Genomic DNA, 16,582 nt, shown 5'->3' with positions numbered 1-16,582 from the left:
CGCGACGAGCCACACGGCCTGCAGGCCCCGCACCACAGGACCCCGCAGACGAAAGGGCCCCCACTGTCACACTCACCGCATACTGTTCCTGACATGGAAGGCACCGCACCCCCGCCCCCGTACGACCCGGCGTCCGTCGCCCGCTGGGCCCCCGAACCCGACAAGCGCCCCGGGCGCACCGCCTTCCAGCGCGACCGCGCCCGCGTCCTGCACTCCTCCGCCCTGCGCCGCCTCGCCGGCAAGACGCAGGTCGTCACGCCGGGGGAGTCCAGCCCCGTGTGGGACGCCAGTCCCCGCACCCGTCTCACCCACTCCCTGGAGTGCGCCCAGGTCGGCCGGGAACTCGGCGCCGCCCTCGGCTGCGACCCGGACCTGGTGGAGGCGGCGTGCCTCTCCCACGACCTCGGCCACCCGCCCTTCGGCCACAACGGCGAAGCCGCGCTCAACGAGTTCGCCGAGGACTGCGGCGGCTTCGAGGGAAACGCCCAGTCCCTCAGGCTCCTCACCCGCATCGAGCCCAAGCGGTTCACCGAGGAGGGCTCCGTCGGCCTCAACCTCACCCGCGCCGCCCTCGACGCCGCCACCAAGTACCCCTGGCCCCGCGGCGCCCACCCCACGGACCCGGCGTCCCCCAAGTTCGGCGTGTACGACGACGACCGGCCCGTCTTCGCGTGGCTGCGCGCCGACGCCCCCGGCACCCGGACCTGCTTCGAGGCGCAGGTGATGGACTGGTCCGACGACGTGGCGTACTCCGTGCACGACGTGGAGGACGGCCTGCACGCCGGCCACATCGACCCGAACTGCCTGCTCGCCGACCCCGAGCGCGAGGCGGTCTTCGAGGTCGCCGTCGGCCGCTACGTGCCCGCCGGCACCGAACACGCCGAGCTCGCCGCCGCCCTCGACCGCCTCCTCGCCCAGGACTGGTGGCCGCACGGCTACGACGGCTCGGCCGTCGCCCAGGCCCGGCTGAAGGACGCCACCAGCCAGCTCATCGGCCGCTTCTGCCTCGCCGCCGAGGCCGCCACCCGGGCCGCGTACGGGAGCGGGCCCCTCACCCGGTACACCGCCGAACTGGTCGTCCCCCGCGGGACCCGCATGGAGTGCGCCGTCCTCAAGGCCGTCGCCGACCGGTACGTCATGCAGCGCGCCGAACAGGAACGCCTGCGCGCCGACCAGCGCGTCGTCGTCGCCGAACTGGCCGAGGCGCTCACCGCCCGCGCCCCCGACGGCCTCGACCCGCAGTTCCGCGCCCTGTTCGACGCCGCCGCCGACGACCGTGCCCGCAAACGGGTGATCGTCGACCAGATCGCCTCCCTCACGGACGCCTCGGCGCGCTCGCTTCACGCCCGATTGACGGGCCATCCTTGAGACTGGCCTTGGCCTGATCGGGTCACTCCCTCTTCCCGCGCCACGCCGTGTGCGGGACGCTCGCAGTCGCGGCACCTGACGAGGAGGCAACAAGTGGTCGACGCGGATCAGACATACGTCATCGTCGGAGGAGGCCTGGCCGGCGCGAAGGCGGCGGAGACGCTCCGCACGGAGGGCTTCACCGGCCGGGTGATCCTCATCTGCGACGAGCGCGACCAGCCCTACGAGCGCCCGCCGCTGTCCAAGGGGTACCTGCTCGGCAAGGAGGCACGCGACAGCGTCTTCGTGCACGAGCCCGCCTGGTACGCGCGCAACGACATCGAGCTGCACCTCGGCCAGACCGTCGTGGCCGTCGACCGCGCCGCGAAGACCGTCCACTACGGCGACGACGGCACCCAGGCCAGGTACGACAAGCTGCTCATCGCCACCGGTGCCGAGCCCCGCCGTCTCGACGTGCCGGGCACCGACCTCGCGGGCGTCCACCACCTGCGCCGCCTCGCCCACGCCGAGCGCCTCAAGGGCGTCCTCACCTCCCTCGGCCGGGACAACGGCCACCTCGTGATCGCCGGCGCCGGCTGGATCGGCCTGGAGGTCGCGGCGGCCGCCCGGCAGTACGGCGCCGAGGTCACGATCGTCGAACCGGCACCCACCCCGCTGCACGGCGTCCTCGGCCCCGAGCTGGGCTCCGTCTTCACCGAACTGCACGAGGCGCACGGCGTCCGCTTCCGTTTCGGCGTCAAGCTGACCGAGATCGTCGGCCAGGACGGCATGGTGCTCGCCGCCCGCACCGACGACGGCGAGGAGCACCCAGCGCACGACGTGCTCGCCGCGATCGGCGCCGCCCCGCGCACCGCGCTGGCCCAGGCGGCCGGCCTGGAGATCGCCGACCGTGCGCACGGCGGCGGCATCGTCGTCGACGAACGGCTGCGCACCTCCGACCCCGACATCTTCGCCGCCGGCGACGTCGCGTCCTTCCCGCACGCCCTCTTCGACACCCGCCTGCGCGTCGAGCACTGGGCCAACGCCCTCAACGGCGGCCCCGCCGCGGCCCGCGCCATGCTCGGCCAGGACGTCGCCTACGACCGCGTGCCCTACTTCTTCTCCGACCAGTACGACCTCGGCATGGAGTACTCGGGCTGGGCGCCGGCCGGGTCGTACGACCAGGTGGTGATCCGCGGGGACGCCGCGAAGCGCGAGTTCATCGCCTTCTGGGTGAAGGAGGGCCGGGTCCTCGCCGGGATGAACGTCAACGTGTGGGACGTCACGGAGACCGTCCAGCGGCTGATCCGCTCGAAGACCCCCGTGAACACGGAGGCCCTCGCCGATCCGCGCGTCCCGCTCGAAAGCCTCGGCGCCTGATCCTCCGGCCGCCCCCGTAGAATTCACGCGTGGCAGGACGGATCAACGACGAGGACGTGAAGGCGGTACGGGACGCGGTCCCGATCGACGCCGTCGTCTCGGAGTACCTCCAGCTGCGCAACGCGGGCGGCGGCAACCTCAAGGGCCTGTGCCCGTTCCACGACGAGAAGTCCCCGTCCTTCCAGGTCAGCCCGAGCAAGGGTCTCTTCCACTGCTTCGGCTGTCAGGAAGGCGGCGACACCATCACGTTCGTGATGAAGATCGACCACCTCACCTTCTCCGAGGCGGTCGAGCGGCTGGCCGGCCAGGCCGGCATCACCCTGCGCTACGAGGAGGGCGGCTACAACCCCGCCCACCAGCGCGGCGAGCGCATCCGCCTGGTCGAGGCGCACAAGATCGCCGCCGAGTGGTACGCCGAGCAGCTCGCCACCGGCCCCGAGGCGGACGCCGGCCGCGCCTTCCTCGCCGAGCGCGGCTTCGACCAGGCCGCCGCCGCCCACTTCGGCGTCGGCTACAGCCCCCAGGGCTGGGACCACCTCACCCGCTACCTGCGCGGCAAGGGCTTCAGCGACAAGGAACTGGTCCTCTCCGGCCTCGCCCAGGAGGGCCGCCGCGGCCCCATCGACCGCTTCCGCGGCCGGCTGATGTGGCCCATCCGCGACATCGGCGGCGACGTCGTCGGCTTCGGCGCCCGCAAGCTCTACGAGGCCGACAACGGCCCCAAGTACCTCAACACCCCCGACACCGCGATCTACAAGAAGTCGCAGGTCCTCTACGGCATCGACCTGGCGAAGAAGGACATCGCGAAGGCGTCCCGCGCGGTCGTCGTCGAGGGCTACACCGACGTCATGGCCTGCCACCTGGCCGGCGTCACCACCGCCATCGCCACCTGCGGCACGGCCTTCGGCGGCGACCACATCAAGATCCTGCGCCGACTGCTGATGGACAACGGCTCGGCCCGCGTGATCTTCACCTTCGACGGCGACGCGGCCGGCCAGAAGGCGGCCCTGCGCGCCTTCGAGGACGACCAGAAGTTCGCCGCCGAGACCTACATCGCCATCGCCCCCGACGGGATGGACCCCTGCGACCTGCGCCTCGCCAAGGGCGACGACGCCGTCGCCGACCTGGTCGAACCGCGCACCCCGCTGTTCGAGTTCGCGCTGCGCCAGATCGTCTCCCGCTACGACCTGGACACCCCGGCCGGCCGGGCGGCGGCCCTCGACGAGGCCGCCCCGGTCGTCGCCCGCATCAAGAACAGCGGTGCCCAGCACGAGGTCGCCGTGCAGCTCGCCGGAATGCTCGGCATCCTCGACACCCAGTTCGTGGTCAAGCGCGTCGCCCAGCTCGCCCGCTGGGCCCGCGACCGCGGCGGCAAGGGCCCCGCCCCCGAGCGGCAGCGGCGCGGCGGCACCGGCCCGCAGGAGTACGCGCCCGCCGACCGGCCGGCCCCGCGCGGCCCGGCGCTGAACCTGCGCAACCCGGTCTTCGCCACCGAACGCGAGCTGCTCAAGCTCGCCCTCCAGCGTCCCGAGCTGGTCTCCCCGGCCTTCGACGCCTACGGGGTCGACGAGTTCACCGCCCCGCCCTACGCGGCCGTACGCCAGGCGATCCTGGAGGCGGGCGGCGCCGAGTCCGGCGTCCAGGACCCGCAGGACTACCTGGTCCGCGTCCGCGAGGCCGCGCCCGACGACGCCGTCCGCGCCATGGTCACCGAACTCGCCGTCGAGGCGATCATGCTCCACCGCGGCGTGAAGGACGTCGACGAGGTCTACGCGGGGGCCCAGCTCGTCACCGTCCGCCGCCGCGCCGTCGAGCGCCGCATCCGCGACATCACCGGCCGCCTCACCCGCCTGGGCGGCCACGGCGACCCCGCCGAACTGGCGGCCGTGCAGAACGAGCTGTGGATCCTCCAGCAGTACGACCAGACCCTGCGCGAGCACGGCGCCGCCGCGCTGTAGCCCCGGCAGGTCACCGCCCGGTTACGTCCGGACGCAAAAAGTCACCGCACGCCCCTCGTGGCGGCGATGTGTCGTACTCCACACTGGGGTCGGTGCCTGAGCCTTCGCAGTGCGGCCACGGCCGTGTTCACCGCATGCGGAACGGACGGCGGCGAGGCCGCCGGCTCCGCCCCCGAAGCACCGCTGCCGCCCCCGTCGGCAGCGTCCATCCTGGAGGTCGCCCCGGTGCAGACCCAGACCCTCACCCAGACCGACGCGCATACCGACGGCGCGGAGCCGGACACGGACACCGGCGTCCTCGTCGCGCTGCCCCCGCGGCCCCTCGCCGTGCGCCACCCGCGAACGGACCACCCGGGACAGCCCCCGGCCGAAACCGCCGCACCCCCCGGCGCCGAAGGCCCCGAGGCCGCCGACGAGACCGTCGAACCGCCGCCGCCCACCCGCACCGAGACCGGCGGGCCCTCCTCCGACCTGTTCCGCCAGTACCTGCGGGAGATCGGCCGGATCCCGCTGCTGACCGCGGCCGAGGAGGTCGACCTGGCACGGCGCGTGGAGGCCGGGCTGTTCGCCGAGGAGAAGCTGCGGCTCACCCCCGACCTCGACAGCCGCCTCGCCCACGACCTCGACCGGCTGGTCGTCATGGGCCGCCTCGCCAAACGCCGCCTCATCGAGGCGAACCTGCGGCTCGTCGTCTCGGTGGCGAAACGGTACGTCGGACGCGGCCTGACCATGCTCGACCTGGTCCAGGAGGGCAACCTGGGCCTGATCCGGGCCGTGGAGAAGTTCGACTACGCCCGCGGCTACAAGTTCTCCACGTACGCGACCTGGTGGATCCGCCAGGCGATGTCCCGGGCGCTGGCCGACCAGGCGCGCACCATCCGCGTCCCCGTCCACGTCGTGGAGCTGATCAACCGGGTCGTCCGCGTCCAGCGCCGGATGCTCCAGGAACGCGGCTACGAACCGACCCCGCAGGAGGTCGCCGCCCACCTCGACCTGGCCCCCGAGCGCGTCGGCGAGGTGCTGCGCCTGGCACAGGAGCCCGTCTCCCTGCACGCCCCGGTCGGCGAGGAGGACGACGTCGCCCTCGGCGACCTGATCGAGGACGGCGACGCCGCCAGCCCCGTCGAGTCGGCCGCGTTCCTGCTGCTGCGCCAGCACCTGGAGGCGGTGCTGTCCACGCTCGGGGAACGCGAGCGCAAGGTCGTCCAGCTCCGCTACGGCCTCGTCGACGGCCGCCCCCGCACCCTGGAGGAGATCGGCCGCATCTTCGGCGTGACCCGCGAGCGGATACGCCAGATCGAGTCCAAGACGTTGAACAAACTCCGCGACCACACCTACGCGGACCAGCTCAGGGGCTACCTGGACTGAACCAGGCGGGGCGCCGGGACCCGGGACCCGTCGTCCGGACCGTCCCGGCGCCGCGGGGCCGGGGTCAGTCGACCTCGGCGACCGCCTGCGCGAACTGGGCCCTGTACAGCCGCGCATAGGGCCCCTCGGCCGCCAGCAGCTCGGCGTGGGCGCCCTGCTCGACGATGGACCCGTTCTCCATGACGAGGATCACGTCCGCGTCCCGGATCGTCGAGAGCCGGTGGGCGATCACGAACGACGTCCGCCCGTGCGCCAGCTTGGCCATCGCCTTCTGGATCAGCACCTCGGTCCGGGTGTCCACGGAACTCGTCGCCTCGTCCAGCACCAGGATCACCGGGTCGGACAGGAACGCCCGCGCGATGGTGATGAGCTGCTTCTCACCGGCGCTCACCCCCGTGCCCTCGTCGTCGATCACGGTGTCGTAGCCGTCGGGCAGCGTCCGGACGAACCGGTCGGCGTGCGCGGCCCGCGCCGCCTCCTCGATCTCGCCGCGCGTGACCTCCCGCGAGGCCCCGTAGGCGATGTTCTCCGCGATGGTGCCGCCGAACAGCCAGGTGTCCTGGAGCACCATGCCGATGCCGGCCCGCAGCTCGTCCCGCGACATCTTCGCGATGTCCACGCCGTCCAGGGCGATGCGCCCGCCGGACACCTCGTAGAACCGCATCAGCAGATTGACCAGCGTGGTCTTGCCGGCGCCCGTCGGCCCGACGATGGCCACGGTGTGCCCCGGCTCCACCGTCAGCGACAGGTCCTCGATGAGCGGCTTGTCGGGGTCGTAGCGGAAGGAGACGTGCTCCAGCTCCACCCGCCCCCGCAGCTCCTCGGGCCGGACACCGGGGATCGGGTCCGCCGACTGCTCCTCCGCGTCCAGCAGCTCGAAGATCCGCTCCGCCGACGCCACGCCCGACTGCACCAGGTTCGCCATCGACGCGACCTGCGTCAGCGGCATCGAGAACTGCCGGGAGTACTGGATGAAGGCCTGCACGTCACCGATGGACAGCGCCCCCGAGGCGACCCTCAGACCGCCGACGACCGCGACGAGCACGTAGTTCAGGTTGGACACGAACATCATCAGCGGCTGCATGATCCCGCTGTTGAACTGCGCCCTGAACCCGGCCTCGTACAGCGCCTCGTTCTGCTCGGCGAACTCCCGCGCCGACTCCTCCTGCCGCCCGAACACCTTCACCAGCGCGTGACCGGTGTACATCTCCTCGATGTGCGCGTTCAGCTTGCCCGTCGAGCGCCACTGCGCCACGAACTGCGGCTGGGACCGCTTGCCCACCCGCGTGGCGACCACGAACGACAGCGGCACCGTCACCAGCGCCACCAGCGCGAGGATCCACGAGAGCCAGAACATCATCACCAGCACGCCGACGATGGTCAGCAGCGAGTTGATCAACTGGCCCATGGACTGCTGGAGCGTCTGCCCGATGTTGTCGATGTCGTTCGTCGCCCGCGACAGCACCTCACCGCGCTGACGCTTGTCGAAGTACGACAGCGGCAGCCGGGACAGCTTCGTCTGCACGTCCTCGCGCATCCGGAACATCGTCCGGTTCACGGCCCGGTTCACCAGCCGCGTCGCCACCGCCATCAGCAGCCCCGCCCCGGTGAACACCGCCAGCGCCAGCAGCAGGACGTGCCCCACGGCGGTGAAGTCGATGCCCTCGCCCGGCGTGAAGTCCGTACTGCGCAGCATGTCGGCGACGGCGCCGTCGCCGCGCTCCCGCATCCCCTGAAGGACCTGCTCCTTCGTGGCCCCGGACGGCATGTCCCGCCCGACGATGCCCGCGAAGACCAGGTCGGTGGCCCGGCCGAGGATCTTCGGCCCGACCACGCTGAGGCCGACGCTGACCACCACACAGGCCAGCAGCGCCCAGATCGTCACCCGCTCCGGCCGGAACCGCGCGACGAGCCGTTTGCCCGACCCCTTGAAGTCCATCGAACGCTGGTCGGGTCCGCCCCCGGCCATCATGCGCCCCCCTGGCCCCGCCATCAGGCAGCCTCCGCTTCCGTGAGCTGGGAGAGCACGATCTCCCGGTAGGTCTCGTTGTCCGCCATCAGCTCGTGGTGCCGCCCCACGCCGACCACCCGCCCCTCGTCCAGCACGACGATGCGGTCCGCGTCCCGGATCGTCGCCACCCGCTGCGCCACGATCACCACGGTCGCCTCGGCCGTCTCCCGGGCCAGCGCGGCGCGCAGCGCGGCGTCGGTGGCGTAGTCGAGGGCCGAGAAGGAGTCGTCGAAGAGGTAGATCTCCGGGCGCTGCACCAGCGTCCGGGCGATGGACAGCCGCTGGCGCTGACCGCCGGAGACGTTGGTCCCGCCCTGCGCGACCGGCGCGTCGAGCCCGCCCTCCAGCCGCTCCACGAACTCCCTGGCCTGCGCCACCTCCAGCGCGTGCCACAGCTCCTCGTCCGTGGCGTCCGGATTGCCGTAGCGCAGGTTCGTCGCCACGGTGCCCGCGAAGAGATACGGCTTCTGCGGCACCAGGCTCACGATCCGGGCCAGCACCTTCGGATCGACGGTCCGCACGTCCACCCCGTCGACCAGCACCTGCCCGTCGGTGGCGTCGAACAGCCGGGGCACGAGCCCCAGCAGCGTGGACTTGCCGCTGCCGGTCGAGCCGATCACGGCGGTCGTCTCGCCCGGCCGGGCCACCAGCTCCACGTGCCTCAGCACCGGCTCCTCGGCGCCCGGGTACCGGAAACCGGCGCCCCGGATCTCCAGGTGCCCGTGCCGGCGCAGCTCGGTGACCGGCGCCACCGGCGGCACCACGCTGCTCTGCGTCTCCAGGACCTCCTGGATCCGCTCGGCGCACACCTCCGCGCGCGGCACCATCATGAACATGAAGGTGGCCATCATCACGGACATGACGATCTGCATCAGATAGGCGAGGAAGGCGGTCAGGTCGCCGATCTGCATCCCGCCGCTCTCGATCCGGTGGGCGCCGAACCACACCACCGCGATCGACGACAGGTTCACCACCGTCATGACCACCGGGAACATCAGCGCGAGCAGATTGCCGGCGCCCAGCGCCACGTCCGTCAGATCGGCGTTGGCCTTCCGGAACCGCTGCTGCTCGTACTCGTCCCGCACGAACGCCCGGATGACCCGGTTGCCGGTGATCTGCTCGCGCAGCACCCGGTTCACCGTGTCCAGCCGCTCCTGCATGGCCCGGAACAGCGGGCGCAGCCGCCGCACGATCAGCGTCACGCAGACCGCCAGCACCGGCACGACCCCGACGAGCACCCCGGACAGCGGCACGTCCAGACCGAGCGCCATCACGATGCCGCCGACGCACATGATGGGCGCCGAGACCATCAGCGTGAACGTCATCAGCGCCAGCATCTGCACCTGCTGCACGTCGTTCGTCGTCCGCGTGATCAGCGAGGGCGCGCCGAAGCCGCCCACCTCGCGTGCGGAGAAGGACTGCACCCGGTCGAAGACCGCGCCCCGCAGGTCCCGCCCCAGCGCCGATGCCGTGCGGGCGCCGTAGTAGACGGCACCGACGTTGCACACGACCTGCACCAGCGAGATGCCGATCATCAGGGCGCCGTAGGACAGGATGTAGCCGGAGTCGCCGTTGACGACACCGTTGTCGATGATGTCCGCGTTCAGGGTCGGCAGGTAGAGGCTGGCGCAGGTCTGCAGGAACTGCAGACCCACCAGCAGGGCGATGGGTTTCCTGTAGGGCCTCAGGTAGGCCCGCAGCAGTCTTATGAGCACGCTGGGTCTCTCGGAGTCGGCGGCGGGGGCGGGTGGTTGCCCCTGGCCCCCATCGTCGGACACTCCACCCGCGTTACCTCAACCGATTAATCCGGCGGTGCGGTACTTCCGGCCGTGCGGAACGCGGCCCTAGGCGCGCAGCGCCCCGGGGTGCGTCTGCTCCCGCACCGACACGTACTGCTGGCGCACCGCCTGTCCCACCGCCAGCTCCTCGCCGGGCTCCAGCACCTTGGCGACCGCGCCCTGCCAGGCCGGGGGAGTGCGCGGGTCCAGCGTGCCGCGCGAGACGCCCAGCGCCCACGCCGCCTGCCGGGCCGCGCCGATCGCCGTGTAGTCCGCCGGCTGCGGTACGACGACCTGCGCCCCGAACAGTCCCGGGGCCGCCGCCTGCACCGCCGGCAGCTCGGCCGCCGCGCCCAGCAGGAACACCCGCCGCACGTCCACGCCCCGGCCGCGCAGCACGTCCAGCGCGTCGGCGAGGCCGCACAGCATCCCCTCGAACGAGGCCCGCGCCAGGTGCTCGGGCTTCATGGACTCGCGTCGCAGCCCGGCCAGCGTCCCCGCGGTGTGCGGCAGGTTCGGCGTGCGCTCACCCTCCAGGTACGGCAGCAGCACCAGCCCGTGCGCGCCCGGCGTCGACTTCATCGCCAGGTCGGACAGGCTCTCCAGGTCGGGCAGGCCGAGCAGTTCGGCGGTGCCGCGCAGGGCCCGGACGGCGTTCAGGGTCGTGACGACCGGCAGGTGCATGCCGGTGGCGTCCGCGAGGGAGGTGATCATGCCGCTCTGGTCGACGAGCGCCTCGGGGTGCACGGCCATCACGGAGCCGGAGGCGCCGAGGGAGACCACCGCGTCGCCGAGCCCGATCCCGAGCCCGAAGGCGGCGGCCATCGTCTCGCCGGTCCCCGCGGAGATCAGCAGCCCCTCCGGCGTCGTGCCGGCCGCGTCGGCCGGGCCGATCACCTCGGGCAGCATCGCCTGGTGCCCGAGCGCCAGCTCGACCAGATCGGGCCGGTAACCGCCGGTCGCCGGCGACCAGTACCCGGTCCCGGAGGCGCCGCCCCGGTCGGTGGTCCTGCGGGCCGGCCGGCCGAGGAGCTGCCACACCAGCCAGTCGTGGGCCTGCATGAGCACGGCGGTGCGCGCGGCGGCGTCGGGCTCGGTGCGGGCCAGCCAGCGCAGCTTGGTCACCGGCTGCGGGGCCTGCGGCACACAGCCCACGGCCTGCGCCCACGCCTCGCGCCCGCCGAGCGCGTCGATCAGATCGGCCGCGGCCACCTGCGAGCGCTTGTCGCCGCCCACGATGGCCGGGCGCACGGTGTTGCCCTGGTGGTCCAGCGGTACGACCGCGTTGGCCTGGGCCGAGACCCCGATGGCCTGCACGCCCTCCAGCAGCCCGCCGCCCGCGGCCTCTCCGAGGGAGAGCAGCCAGGCCTGCGGGTCGACGTCGGAGGGACGGCCCCCGCCCTCGGGGCTCTCGACCGGATGCGGCGCGTATCCCTGCCGGAGCACGGCACCCGTGTCCGCATCACAGACGACGATACGAGTGAAATCGGGCGCACTGTCCAACCCGGCGACTATCCCCATGCCCGAAATTCTGCCGCACGGCGCACGCTGTCCGTACCGGGTGGGGGCACGTGACTCAGGTGTTGCTGGTGCCCCAGTCGTCCGCGCCGGAACCGTTGGCGTTGCGCTCGCGCAGCGACCGCACCCGCTGGGCGACGGAGTCGGGCATCCGGTCGCCGACCTTGTCGCTCACCACGTGGTACGCCTTGTCCGCGAAGTGCCTGCCCTGCTGGGCCGCCGACTCGGCGGTGTTGCGGACGGCCGGGTTCTGTGCGACCTGCCGCGCGGACTTCCTCAACTGCTCGTAACGCTCGCGGCCGGCCTTCGTGCCCAGCACGTAGCCCACGGCGAGTCCGACGACGAATGTGAGCCGGTAACGCATGGCGGCCACCCTTCCCTTGCGTAGCTCTGTCGGTGCGGGGGGATACCGATTGGCGGAGCACCCCCCTGCTTGCGCTAATGTATGTGTCGCAGCGAGCGCGCGCCCCCTGGCGACTACCCAGGCAGACGCGTTCGATGCGACGAGGCATTCCTCCGTAGCTCAATTGGCAGAGCAGCCGGCTGTTAACCGGCAGGTTACTGGTTCGAGTCCAGTCGGGGGAGCTCGGTCCTCCGTAGCTCAATTGGCAGAGCAGCCGGCTGTTAACCGGCAGGTTACTGGTTCGAGTCCAGTCGGGGGAGCATCGTGAACGAGGACCCCTTGGGGGTCCTTTTTCATGTCCGGCCTCATGCCCTCGAATCTGCCGGGAACCGGCGGGAACCGCGCGGCACGCCGCGGAGTCCTCAAGGTCGTGCGGGCGTCGCGCCGGGCCGACCATCCGAGGCGGGAGATCGTATGACCGGCTATGCTGCGGCAGACGGCGCGCACACATGTACGCGACACGCCGTCTATGGGGCGGTAGCTCAGCCGGTTAGAGCAGCGGACTCATAATCCGTCGGCCGTGGGTTCGAGTCCCACCCGCCCCACCACTCACGCAGTGACGCGCGGTGCCCCCGCCTCGAGGGTGCCGTCGTCGCCCACCCGCCAGACGGTGACGGCCTTGCCCGACGGGCAGCAGACGGCATCCGCCTGCCGGTGCCAGCTCTCGTGGGCGGTGACCCGCCCGCGCGCCAGGTCGATGCTCTCGAAGCTGCTGGCCTGACCCCCCGCGTACTGCTGGGGAGTGATCGTTCCCAGGAGCACGAGCTTCCCGTCCTCGCTGGTGAAGACCAGGTAGGCCCACACGAGCCGGCCGCTTGCCGTGTCACCGCCCGTGTCGCAGCCCACCCGCAGGGCGGCCTCGACGCGGGAGTCCCCGACGACGTCGCCGTAGACGACGTCGTCCGGGAAGTGCTCGGCACGGACACTGCCCCACTCGTCGGACCGCACCGGTGCCTTGCCGGACCGGAAGCGGATGAGACCCGGTACGTGGCAGAAGTCGCCCGGGACCGCGGTGCGTGCCCAGTCCAGGCCGCGCAGGTCGTCGGGCGCCTCGTTCAGCACCTTGCCGGCCGAGGTCGGGCTGTCGGCCGGTTCGGACGTCTGGGTGTACGCCGGCTGGGAGGCGCGGGGGACCTTGGGGTCGGGAGCGGGGGACGAACACCCCCCACCGAGTGCCAGCACGAGCGCGGTCAGGGGTACGAGCGTCCCGGGGCGGTGCACGGGGCCTCCTGTGGGTCGGCGGGGTGGAGCGGCAGGCCGTGCTACGCGCACGGGGGGTCGTAGGCGTGGTCCGGGAGGTACTGCTTCCACTCGGACTCGGTGAGGGGTACGGACTCGGCGCACAGTCGCCCGAGCACGGCGTCGAGGTCCGTGCGCCACAACTGGGTGCTGTCGTAGGTGGAGACCGCGATCAGGCCACCGTCGGGGCTGAAGGCGACCCCGGTGGTGGAGTAGCGCTCGTTGGTGGCGAGCAGGGCCACTTCGCGGGGCGCGGACGCCTTGCCGACGTCCCACAGCCGCACGGCCCCGTGGTGGTCCGCGCTCGCCAGGAGGGGCCGGGCGGGGTCCGCCGCGAGGTGGGTCACCTGGCTCGCGTGCCTCTGTGAGGCACCCCTGGCCCTGGGGCGGTGCGGATCGGTGATGTCCCAGACGGTGAGGGTTCCCTGAGAGTCCCCGACGTACAGGGTGTTGCCGTCCGGGCTCGTGGTCAGGGCGCCCACGCGGGCGTCCTCGAGCGCGATCACGTCCGTCCGCACGGGGTCGTACCGGCGGCCATCGCGGCCGAGGTCCCACAGGTGGACCGTCGTGCCGTCCTCGCCGGTCACGGCCACCAGGCCGCGGTCCGCGGCGAAGGCGGCGGGCGCGGTCCCCCAGTACGGCCCGGGGCCGGGCCCGGAGCCGGGCAGTGTGCCGAGGTCCCGGGGACGGTCCGGATCGCTCACCTCCCAGAGGCGGACGGGGCTGAGCGGTTCGGCGGCGGCCAGGACCGCGCCGCCGGGTTCGTACACCGTCCCGTGCGGGTCCTGCACCTCCTCGACGCGGCCTCGCTCGCGCGGGTGTGCGGGGTCGCTCACGTCCCAGAGGACCGACGGGTGTCCGGTGGCCAGGGTGCGTCCGTCCGGGCTGAAGGAGTACGTCTGGCCGCCGCTTCGGAAGGAGGGGAGCGTGGCCAGGCGCCGGGGTGGTTCCTGACCTGTGCCCAGACGGTAGAGGGCGCCGGGCCGGCCGGTCACGAGGATCCGGCCCCCCGGGCCGAAGGGCTGGGAGGACAACTGTCCGGCGGGCACCGACGCGTAGGCCGACGAGCTTCGGGAGCCGTGGACGTTCCACAGGCGCACGACGCCCTTGGCCCGGTGTGCCTCGGCCGGGGTGGAGGCGTCACCCAGGCCCACGGACGCGAGAGTGCGCCCGTCCGGGTCGAAGGCGAGGGAGCTGACGGTGCCCGTGTGCCCGGAGAGTCGGTCGCCCTGGAGGGGACGGACGGGGTCGGAGATGTCCCACAACTGGACGGCCCCGTCGCCCGTGCCAACGGCCAGCGTCTTCCCGTCCTCGGTGAAGGCCACCAGGGTGCGCGAGGAGTTCGCGCCGTTGAGCGTGGCGCGCGGCACCGGGCGCCGGGGGTCCGCGATGTCCCACAGACGGGCGGTGCCGTCCTCACCGGAGGTGGCGAGGAGGTGGCCGGAGGGGCTGAAGACCACCGCGGAGGACGGCGTGTCGAGGGTGCTGACGGTCGACAGCCGTCCGGTCGGGGACAGGCCCATGATCCGTACGCGGTCGTCTCCCGCACCCGTCGCGATCAGCTTCCCGTCCGGGCTCGTGTCCGCACCGAAGCCCAGGGCCGAGTCGAACGCGGAGGAGTAGTCGGTCACTTCGGGGCGGCCCCGATCGCGGGTGTCGAGGACCACGACGCGCAGACCGTTGCCCACCGCCAGCAGGGAGGAGGTTCCCGCGAAGGAAAGCTCCTTCACGTCGGCGACGGGCCGCGCGGAGCCGGCCGGCCCGGGCTCGCGCGCGTCCGACACGTCCCACAGGCGCACGTGTCCCTCCGAGTCGCCCGCGGCCAGCAGACCGCCGTCCGCGCTGAAGGCGAGGGCCGCCGTGTTGCCCTGGCCCCGGAGGGTGGAGACCACGCTCCCCGTCGCACCGTCGAACAACGTCACGCCGCCGACGGAGGCGGCCGCCAGCAGCCGTCCCCGCGGACTGAACGCGACGGCACGGGAGGCGCCGTCGGTGCGCAGCACCCGGGGAATGCTCGCGCTGCCCAGCAGGGCGCCGACGGCCTGCTCCGTGTGCGCCAGGCGGTACGCCTCCACGAGGAGCTGACGGGCCAGATCGGGACGCGCGTACTGGATGGACGTGGCCTCGGCGACCAACTGCCGTGAAGTGGCGGCCAGCCGGCGTTCGGTCGCCACGTCCCGCTGGCGGTCGGCCGCGAGACCGAGCCCCGTGGCCGCGGCCAGCAGCGCGCCGAGGACCACGACCGTCGCCGCGACGAGCCGGTTCCGCCGCTTCCTCAGCCGGAGGTGGTGCCCGATCAGTTCGGCCTTCGACCGGCCCTGGATCGGGGCGACGAACTCCGCGACGTCCGCCAGCAGCCGGGGATCGTTGGGGGGCACGGAGCCGCGCTCGTCGATCTGGGCGCGCAGCCATCTGAGGTCGACCCACCGGGGTGCCCCGGGTGCGGCGGCCAGCGCCCTCTCCATCTGTTCGCGGGGCAGGGCGTCTGTCCGGGACCAGTCGAAGTTCCGCTCCGCCGGACTCCATTCGAGGTGGCCGTCGGTCCATGCGAGCAGCATGCGCTCGACCCGCTTGTTGGCCACCCACCAGTCGATCTCGGCGCGGACCCAGGGGGACGCCGCGGCGAGGGGGGAGGCCATCACGACGAGCCAGCTCGAACGTGCCAGCGCGTCCTCGATGTCGCCCTGAAGGTCGTGACTGGCGCTGAGATGCGTCATGTCACGGAACACCCGCAGCCGCGTCGGCCGGTACCAGGGGCGCCCGAAGTTCTCCATGCCCCGCTGGAAGACGGTCGCGACGTCGCGGTCGAGGTTCTGGCTGTAGGAGACGAAGACGTCGTAGCGCCGTCCTCCGTCCCCGTCCGCCGGCTTCCCGGCCGCCCGGCCGTGCTCCGCCCCGGGGGCCGCGGTGCCCGTCAAGAGGCGACCCGGGTCGTGCCCGGCGTCAGCCGGCCGTCCTCGCGGAGCCAGACGGTGGTGGCGTCGCCGCTCGGGCAGCAGTGCGCGTCGTTGGGGCGGTACCACTTCTCGTGCACGATGATCCGCCCCGGCGCGAACTCCACGCCCGTGAGCAGCGTGGTGTACTGATCCGTCTTCCGCCGGGGGGTGATCGAGCCGAGGACGGCGAGGTCGTTCCCCGCGTGGGTGTACACGACGAAGCCCATGGCGACCTGGTCGTTCATGGTCACCTCGTCGCTGCAGCCCACGGAGAGGACGGCCTCGTCGCGGCCGTCTTCGTCGCTGTCCCCGTACTGGACGCGCAGACCGCGGACGATCTCCACCTGCCCCCACACCGTGGAGGTGGCCCTGGCCTCGTTCCCGGAGCCGAAGCGCACGAGTCCCGGCACGCCGCAGAACTCGCCCGGGACGGGGACCTGTTTCCAGTCCACGTCGCGCAGGTCCGCCGGCGCGCGCCCGACCACCACCGGTCCGGCCGCCGACCGCGCGGTGGGGGACCTGCTCGCGGACGCGGAGGCGGACGGGCTCTCGGACGCCGACGTGACGGGCGGGGCGGGGCTCGGACTGCCGCATGCCCCGGACAGGGTGAGGAGAGCGAGGAGCGCGGCTAGTGGGGCGGCGCG

At 72.6% G+C, this 16,582-nt stretch carries 11 protein-coding genes and 3 tRNA genes; 7 read left to right on the top strand and 7 right to left on the bottom strand.

The genetic code is table 11. The features are described from left to right. The first annotated feature begins 93 nt into the window (after window positions 1–93). The 4 genes from ACH499_RS03075 (at window position 94) to ACH499_RS03060 (ending at window position 6,053) form a co-directional block, all read left to right on the top strand. Window positions 94–1,368, top strand: a complete 1,275-nt coding sequence (locus ACH499_RS03075) for a deoxyguanosinetriphosphate triphosphohydrolase (RefSeq protein WP_399013498.1) — start codon at window positions 94–96, stop codon at window positions 1,366–1,368. A 93-nt stretch (window positions 1,369–1,461) separates the two neighbouring features. Next, entirely contained in the window at window positions 1,462–2,727 is a 1,266-nt protein-coding gene (locus tag ACH499_RS03070; protein ID WP_356196958.1) for an FAD-dependent oxidoreductase, read from the top strand. Window positions 2,728–2,756: 29 nt separating this feature from the next. Continuing rightward, the gene (dnaG, locus tag ACH499_RS03065) at window positions 2,757–4,685 is read left to right on the top strand and encodes a DNA primase (protein WP_356196960.1); all 1,929 of its coding nucleotides are present in this window, start codon (window positions 2,757–2,759) and stop codon (window positions 4,683–4,685) included. Between the two features lie 66 nt (window positions 4,686–4,751). Further along, window positions 4,752–6,053, top strand: coding sequence for a sigma-70 family RNA polymerase sigma factor (locus tag ACH499_RS03060; protein WP_399013495.1), 1,302 nt, complete (start codon window positions 4,752–4,754; stop codon window positions 6,051–6,053). 64 nt (window positions 6,054–6,117) lie between these two features. Here ACH499_RS03060 and ACH499_RS03055 read toward each other — a convergent pair whose 3' ends face one another. The 4 genes from ACH499_RS03055 to ACH499_RS03040 form a co-directional block, all read right to left on the bottom strand. Further along, window positions 6,118–8,046 carry an ABC transporter ATP-binding protein gene (locus ACH499_RS03055; RefSeq protein WP_399013493.1) on the bottom strand — a complete coding sequence of 643 codons (1,929 nt, stop codon included), beginning with the start codon at window positions 8,044–8,046 and terminating at the stop codon, window positions 6,118–6,120. Beyond that, window positions 8,046–9,779 carry an ABC transporter ATP-binding protein gene (locus ACH499_RS03050; protein WP_399013492.1) on the bottom strand — a complete coding sequence of 578 codons (1,734 nt, stop codon included), beginning with the start codon at window positions 9,777–9,779 and terminating at the stop codon, window positions 8,046–8,048. The genes ACH499_RS03055 and ACH499_RS03050 overlap by 1 nt, the downstream gene beginning before the upstream one ends. A 129-nt stretch (window positions 9,780–9,908) precedes the next feature. After that, window positions 9,909–11,363: an FGGY-family carbohydrate kinase gene (locus ACH499_RS03045; RefSeq protein ID WP_399013490.1), complete on the bottom strand. Its 1,455-nt coding sequence runs from the start codon at window positions 11,361–11,363 to the stop codon at window positions 9,909–9,911. A gap of 55 nt (window positions 11,364–11,418) precedes the next feature. Beyond that, a complete protein-coding gene (locus tag ACH499_RS03040; RefSeq protein ID WP_356196966.1) occupies window positions 11,419–11,724 on the bottom strand; it encodes a YtxH domain-containing protein in 306 nt (101 codons plus the stop codon). Window positions 11,725–11,872: 148 nt separating this feature from the next. On the opposite strand from ACH499_RS03040, the gene ACH499_RS03035 reads away from it, so the two are divergent. The 3 genes from ACH499_RS03035 (at window position 11,873) to ACH499_RS03025 (ending at window position 12,311) form a co-directional block, all read left to right on the top strand. Next, window positions 11,873–11,945 (top strand) — tRNA-Asn (locus ACH499_RS03035). A 5-nt stretch (window positions 11,946–11,950) separates the two neighbouring features. Continuing rightward, a tRNA-Asn gene (locus ACH499_RS03030) sits at window positions 11,951–12,023 on the top strand. Window positions 12,024–12,234: 211 nt separating this feature from the next. Beyond that, a tRNA-Ile gene (locus ACH499_RS03025) sits at window positions 12,235–12,311 on the top strand. Between the two features lies 1 nt (window position 12,312). Here the strand turns inward: ACH499_RS03025 and ACH499_RS03020 are convergent. The 3 genes from ACH499_RS03020 to ACH499_RS03010 are packed head-to-tail and all read right to left on the bottom strand — an operon-like array spanning window position 12,313 to window position 16,390. Further along, complete coding sequence (locus tag ACH499_RS03020) at window positions 12,313–12,984, bottom strand: hypothetical protein (protein WP_399013487.1); 672 nt, start codon at window positions 12,982–12,984, stop codon at window positions 12,313–12,315. A 41-nt stretch (window positions 12,985–13,025) separates the two neighbouring features. Further along, window positions 13,026–15,920: a hypothetical protein gene (locus tag ACH499_RS03015; RefSeq protein ID WP_399013486.1), complete on the bottom strand. Its 2,895-nt coding sequence runs from the start codon at window positions 15,918–15,920 to the stop codon at window positions 13,026–13,028. Further along, a complete protein-coding gene (locus ACH499_RS03010) occupies window positions 15,917–16,390 on the bottom strand; it encodes a hypothetical protein (protein ID WP_399013484.1) in 474 nt (157 codons plus the stop codon). Before ACH499_RS03010 ends, ACH499_RS03015 begins: the two co-directional genes overlap by 4 nt. Window positions 16,391–16,582 lie beyond the last annotated feature (192 nt).

Source organism: Streptomyces sp. NPDC018947 (assembly GCF_044390505.1).
In the GTDB taxonomy this organism is placed as follows: domain Bacteria; phylum Actinomycetota; class Actinomycetes; order Streptomycetales; family Streptomycetaceae; genus Streptomyces.
The sequence above is the reverse complement of the archived record's forward strand: the minus strand, read 5'-3'. Positions and strand labels throughout refer to the sequence as shown.